Genomic DNA, 6,248 nt, shown 5'->3' with positions numbered 1-6,248 from the left:
TCCTTTTAAATGTTTGGTAGCACTTTCATTTTAAAGGAGATCCTTCATGCAAGGGCTATTTTTATGCTTGTTTGATTTTATCTAGCACCACGGGTTAGGTAAATTATTTTTAGCCGAGTGATTTAGATTAGTTTTTATGCTAAAAAATCTAAAATTCGTGTAGCAAGCTTAGATATCTTGCCTTCTCGGAGAGTCTTAACTTATTAGATATAGGCTCTTCTATATGCTTTTCCCTTTTATTTGCTGTAGTAGTTCACCTTATATAGCTATTTCAGAATCTTCTTAGTAAGGGAGTATGAGAAATTCAATATTATATTTGTTATCGACTGTTACCGCCATGGTAATATTTCTACGATTTTTAGATTTTCTAGGATTTTTTGATTCAAATACTGTTTTATCTCTTGGTAATAATTCATTCAATTCTAAAAAGGTAAATCATCATCCGAAATATCTATTGGATGTGCAGTCACATCAAGCTGGGCAAGTATCTGTTCCTTTTCACTTTTAAGTTGGACAACTTCATTTTCTAGTATTAAAATTCTTTCTTCGTAGTCTTCCTCTAGCCTTTTAAGTTTTGTATTAAGACTTAAAACCATTTTTCTTAGTTTTACAATTTCTTCATTATGATTTGGAATAAATGGTTGAACTAAAGACTTCATATCATTCTCAATTCTTTGTAGAATCACCATCATGTCTCCATGTTTTTTATCGCTTAAATTCCCTTTTTCAGATATGTTAGTTGAGTTTAATAAAATATTTATTGAATTAAGTAAAGTATTTATTTTTTTTAATTGATTCTCAATTTTTTGGTTACTGTTTTGATTCTTTCCAATGACATTTTCTATTTCCTCTTTAAAAACCTTCAAATGTTCTGAGATGCTTTCGCTAATAATATCTTGTAATCGTTCAATGAGTTGGTATTCATTAAACGATTTTATTTCATTTAGTTTACTGATGGCCTCATTTGATAAATTGTTAATTTCTGTTATAGAAAATTTTTCATCTATATCAATTAATATTTCGTTAAAGTATTCGGTAACTGATGAAAAGTTTGATATTACAGCATTTAAATTCTCCGTATTTTTTAAAATCTCATTGAATTTTTTGAGAAGTAAATCAAGAGACTTATTATCAGTTGCACCCATATTTCTTATCTATCTCCTTTGTTTTTTGACTGTAAGTGTTTTGAGTAACTTCTTCGTTTTCTCGGAGTTTTCAACCAATTCATTAAGATTATGGTTGAATGCATGAATTACTTTATTCAATAACATTTTCAATAAATGTTCATCATTTACTTCTATTAATACTTTTAAAGGATCGGTATTAAATCGCTTCATTTCTTCATATAAATCAAATTGCTCATCAGATCCTGATTGTAATAAAATAGCTTTTAGTAATTTATATGCATCTTTACCTTTGCGCAAGTAATAGATAGCTTCCTCATATTCTTCTAAATCAAACAACTTGTTTCCACAACTAGAATAGTCTTTTGTTAATTGGTACTCCATTTTTATTTGGCATCGTTGAATTCCTTTTTGTGCTAATAAAGTTAATGATGGTTCATTTTTTTCCATTAAATTTCTATAGGCTGCAATTGCATTTTCGAACAGCTCATCTTCTTCAAATTTTTTCGCCTCATTATATAATTGATCTAATGTTGAATTTTCACGTAATCCCAATAAATCAATATCGAATTTGGTGATAATCTCTATTTTGTTTTCGATAGTTTTAAGCAGGTCTTCACACGGATCGTCTTCAATCATGCCTAATATATCTCTAGCGCGTGTGATGGCGACATACAGTACATTAAAATAATATCTATATACTTCTGAATGTAGCTTTTTTGGCTGAAATATTTCCTCCCATTGCTCTTTAAAAGCTGAAATAATATTATATGTAATAATATATTTCCGCTCGATTCCTTTTATTTCAGATACAGTTAATACACGTGATTTTAGACTTGGAAAAGACTGTAGAAGTTCTTTCTTGTAAAAATCATTCGCAACTACTATTAAGACATAACTTTTATCTTTTACAAATTTCAATAAAGCTTCTTTTGGCCCTCGAAATAAATAAGGTTTTCTAGTATAGTCCCTTGTTGGCACCTCAGTATATTCAAAATCTGATTTACTAGGCATTAATTTTTTCCGTACACTTGCTACGTTGTTTGCAAGCTCTACAATATCCCTGCTAGAACGATAATTTCTTTTGAAAGTTACTTTTTCAAAATTTTCAATTCCCCCCAAGAACTTGAAGATGCTTTCAATTCTGCCGACATTAAAAAATGTTGGGTTAATTGTTTGGTGAAAATCGCCACATACAAAAATATTTGTTTTATTTTTTAGTAATTGGCAAAGATAGTAGATTTGGATTTCTGTAAAATCCTGAACTTCATCAATGACCATATAATCATATTGGGGACTGCTTTTTGCTAATGCACGTCTAACTAAATCCCCTTCTTCACAAAAACCTTGTCTTTTTAAAGAGTTTAAATAGGTCTCGTACTTTTTAAAAATTGAAAAAACCTTTTTTCGCTCCTCTTGTGTAAATGATGAATAACTTTCATTTAATTTGTAATATTCTTGTTCGTTTAGTTGCTTTTTGTTAGTAATTGTGTGGTTGTATAATTTAATAATTTTCTCTCTAAATGTAGCAGATTCACCAACTTCTTTATTTAAAAAATTACAAATCGTATTCAATTCCTTGCGAAGAGAAAACATTTTTTTATTTGTTGAGAAAGTAATATATTGATGATGATTCAATAACTGCAGTATATCTTGATTAAAATCTTTAACAGGTAATTCAATCTCGTATTGCCAATTTGCCCCTATAATTCCTTGAATGATTCCTCTCTTCTCTTTCCATAGCGCAAGAGGATCAAACTTATTACCTTGTTGTTGACTATACCATTCTCTAAATTTTGCATAAGAAACTAATTTAAATTGATTTTCAGTTATTTGTTCTAAATAATCTTCTAACGTAAAAAAATGTACTTTTCCTTTAAAATCACCTTGTTTTAAATCAAAAAGTTTGATTGCTAAATCTTTAAATAATTTTTCAGCTTGTTCTTTTAATTTTTTCGAAAATGTAAAATAACATATATTTAAATCTGGCTTATTATTATTTTGAAGATAGCCTATTAGTTTGTATACTCCTATTGTTGTTTTTCCACTTCCAGCTGTTCCAAGAACAAACTGACCTTTACCATATGATTGAACACACTCATCTTGAATATCGTCTAAGTAATAAAAACGCCCTTCTTCCCCAAATATTTCGTTAATTCGATTCTTATCTATAATAATTGGTGTTGAATTGGTAAGAGACAAATCAATTGATTTTTCCTCATTGTTAGTATCTGTTACTACAATTACTGTATCCTTTTCATATTCCTGAATTCCCTGTTTAGTAAACTCCCTATCTTTTGCAATTCTGATTTGTGAGTCATGGCTACAATATTCTAGTAAAACTAGACAATTTATATATTCCTCTCGAATATTAGAATAAAACTTTCCGCCCATTGAACATAAAATGCGATCACTGCTATCCACTTTAAATTTATAAATAGGTTTATTCACAGTTTCTACTTTTCTCAATCCAAATCCGTTAGGTAACCTTTCAAAATCAAATCCGTTTTTTTCCAACTCCTGAACCAAAGAGATAACTTTTTGTTTAACACGCTGTTCTTTTTCTTTTGGAACAGATTTATAAAATTTATCAAGTGCTAATACCTTCAATTTTTCACCTCAATTCACTTCGTAAATATTTACTAATATTAACATTTAAAATCGAATTCACGATTCCGTTAGTACATTCTTTTTGTTATACTTAAAAACCGTATGTGCATCCTTATAAACATTTCTTGCAGTAATATTTCTTTGTTTTTGATTAGTCCTCTTTGATATGAGATATCTCTTACACTTACATATTAATACAAAAAAATGGCTTTCTCGTTATATTTTAACAACAAATTTCGACATTTGAGCTTGATTGTAAAAATGTTAAACTTGAATCCACGATAACAAATAAAAAATGAATTCGTTCCTCTAGAAATAAAAGGGATATGTGTCTAAAATTTCAAGAATGTATTTAGAGTTGAAATCTTACTAATAAAGGAAACACCGTTCAAGTATCAGAACGGTGTAATAAGGGGTGATTGAATATTCTTATTAAAATTGTTACTTCCTTGTTGTAGTTTTTAACCCTCTTAATATCTCCGCTCCCTTAATTCCTTCATAGCAGCCATAACGGAGTCCATATCTTGTTCAATAATATGACATGGGTAATTCTCTCTTATTTCTCCTTTTCTTCTTGCTTGTTCAAAATCCTCAGTTGCTCCATATTGAACAAATACGGTACAAGCCTTATGAATGTTCTCTGGATCAGCTGTGTGCCAATGAACTGTCCCATAAAACACACGGTAATAACGTTTCTTTCCGTTTAGTTCACCGTAGCTAGATGGGATTAATTTATGACCCCATTCTTGATAAAGTGGCTCTTTGTTCATTACAATCACCTCAACCCTATATTATGAAGTCATCATACTCCGAACTAAATTGATCTGTAAAACACCAAAATAGTGGTTTTTCACTATTCATTTCCTATAACGGTTATAGAAAAAACTCCAGAATACTCCTAATTTCATACAAATTCATTATTCTTGTTCCAATCGAACATTTGTAAGAATAAATTTTGTAGTTTTAACTGTGGTTCAATCATAAAAATTAAGACTAGTCATTAGAGCTAGTCTCAGACTGTGGACAAAATAGATTTCAGACGAATGTATGGAACCTATTTTGTCCTATAAATTGTATATATTTTTAAGAGAGGTAAAAATATTTTTTGCTTTTGAAAACAGCATTTATTCATTGCAAGGTAAGATTCGCATTGAGTTTATACTGCTTAACCTTTCCCTTAATGCGTTATTTACCAATCCTGATCATTCTTTAAATATCTGTATTACATGCTTTTGCTATTCTATGTATTTCAGACACCTATCTTATTTAGGTCACTTGGATGAAAAAACCCAACCTTATCGTGTATCCAAATTCATATGGGGAACAGTCACTATTACAAATTTGAAATAAAAAGCTCCACTTGTACGGAATGCTTCATCTAGGAATTCTTCAAAATAAATGTTCACTGACCATCAACCGAAATAAAGTTTAACTTGTTCTCTTGGGTCGTATCCCTTTTCTGGATTTAATAACAGCATATTTTAATTATTTGATAGGTTTTATAATTTTATGTCTTTCAACTAGACAAATAAGAACGCACGTGCTAATATTTATATAAATTAACTCATTTTATTTTTTCGCTACAATTATCATTTTTTTATACGAATTATCAAAGTTTATGGTACCGTCAAGAATTTTGTGTAATGTAAGATAGATAGGGCATCTCTGAAATGGATTTAGAATAGAGAGGGGGCTGTTTCTTCCACACAGGAGACTGAATATTCAGTCTCCTGTGTGGAAAGGGAGAATCCCCTTAGCTCATTTATTTACATTATTTGGTTAATTGTAACGTTCTTCAAACATTCGTTGAAGGGCTTCATGAGCTTCGGAAAATCCTCGTAACTTTCGTCCTGCCCATTTCTCATTAAAATCTTGGATGGTCAAATACACGACTTTTTCAGCTGCTTCTAAACTACTCAAACTGTTCATCGGCTTGAGACGTTTCCGAATCTCCTTGATCGTTCGTTCAATGGCGTTCGTCGTATAAATCACACTTCGAATACTGCTTGGATAATCCATAAATGTAAGGAGGACATCCAACTCATTGGCCCAAGATTGAACTTCTCTCGGATACTTGCTTGACCATTTCGACTCAAACTGTTGAAACATCTGTAACGCCATCTCCTTATTCGGTGCACGATAAATCAGTTTGAGATCCTCTGCCACTTCAAATTGATCTTTTTTCCGAACACGATTTAAGGTATTACGTACTTTGTGAACGACACAACGCTGTACATCGGCTTTCGGATAAACTGCCTTAAAGGCTTCCTCCAACCCCGGTAGTCCATCGAATACGCCCAGAAGCACTTCCTTGACGCCTCTTTTGTAGAGCTGTTGGAGAATCTCCCGCCATCCATAGGCGCTTTCTTGTCCTCCCACGAAGAAATCCAGAATTTCTCGATACCCTTCTTCATTCACTCCTAACACCACATAAATGACTTCTTTCTCTACCGTATCGCGGCGAAGTTTCACGTACAAGCCGTCCAAATATAAGACAGAATAACGTTTGGATAG

General features: G+C 31.3%; 4 protein-coding genes. All 4 read right to left on the bottom strand.

All coding sequences use genetic code 11. From position 1 onward, the window contains the following. Nucleotides 1-422: 422 nt before the first annotated feature. Complete coding sequence (locus B0I26_RS17765) at nucleotides 423-1,145, bottom strand: coiled-coil domain-containing protein (RefSeq protein ID WP_111646666.1); 723 nt, start codon at nucleotides 1,143-1,145, stop codon at nucleotides 423-425. A gap of 9 nt (nucleotides 1,146-1,154) precedes the next feature. Continuing rightward, entirely contained in the window at nucleotides 1,155-3,734 is a 2,580-nt protein-coding gene (locus tag B0I26_RS17760) for a UvrD-helicase domain-containing protein (protein WP_111646665.1), read from the bottom strand. A 470-nt stretch (nucleotides 3,735-4,204) separates the two neighbouring features. Beyond that, nucleotides 4,205-4,504: a hypothetical protein gene (locus B0I26_RS17755; RefSeq protein ID WP_111646664.1), complete on the bottom strand. Its 300-nt coding sequence runs from the start codon at nucleotides 4,502-4,504 to the stop codon at nucleotides 4,205-4,207. Nucleotides 4,505-5,513: 1,009 nt separating this feature from the next. Beyond that, nucleotides 5,514-6,248 (bottom strand): IS256 family transposase (locus B0I26_RS17750; RefSeq protein WP_111646663.1); only part of this gene is annotated, 735 nt, incomplete at its 5' end.

Origin of the sequence: Paranoxybacillus vitaminiphilus (genome assembly GCF_003259935.1) — a bacterium.
GTDB lineage: Bacteria > Bacillota > Bacilli > Bacillales > Anoxybacillaceae > Paranoxybacillus > Paranoxybacillus vitaminiphilus.
The sequence above is the reverse complement of the archived record's forward strand: the minus strand, read 5'-3'. Positions and strand labels throughout refer to the sequence as shown.

Bases quoted from the DNA above. Each gene is read 5' to 3' on its own strand.
- B0I26_RS17765 (WP_111646666.1), bottom strand. From the start codon at position 1,145: ATGGGTGCAACTGATAATAAGTCTCTTGATTTACTTCTCAAAAAATTC.
- B0I26_RS17755 (WP_111646664.1), bottom strand. From the start codon at position 4,504: ATGAACAAAGAGCCACTTTATCAAGAATGGGGTCATAAATTAATCCCA.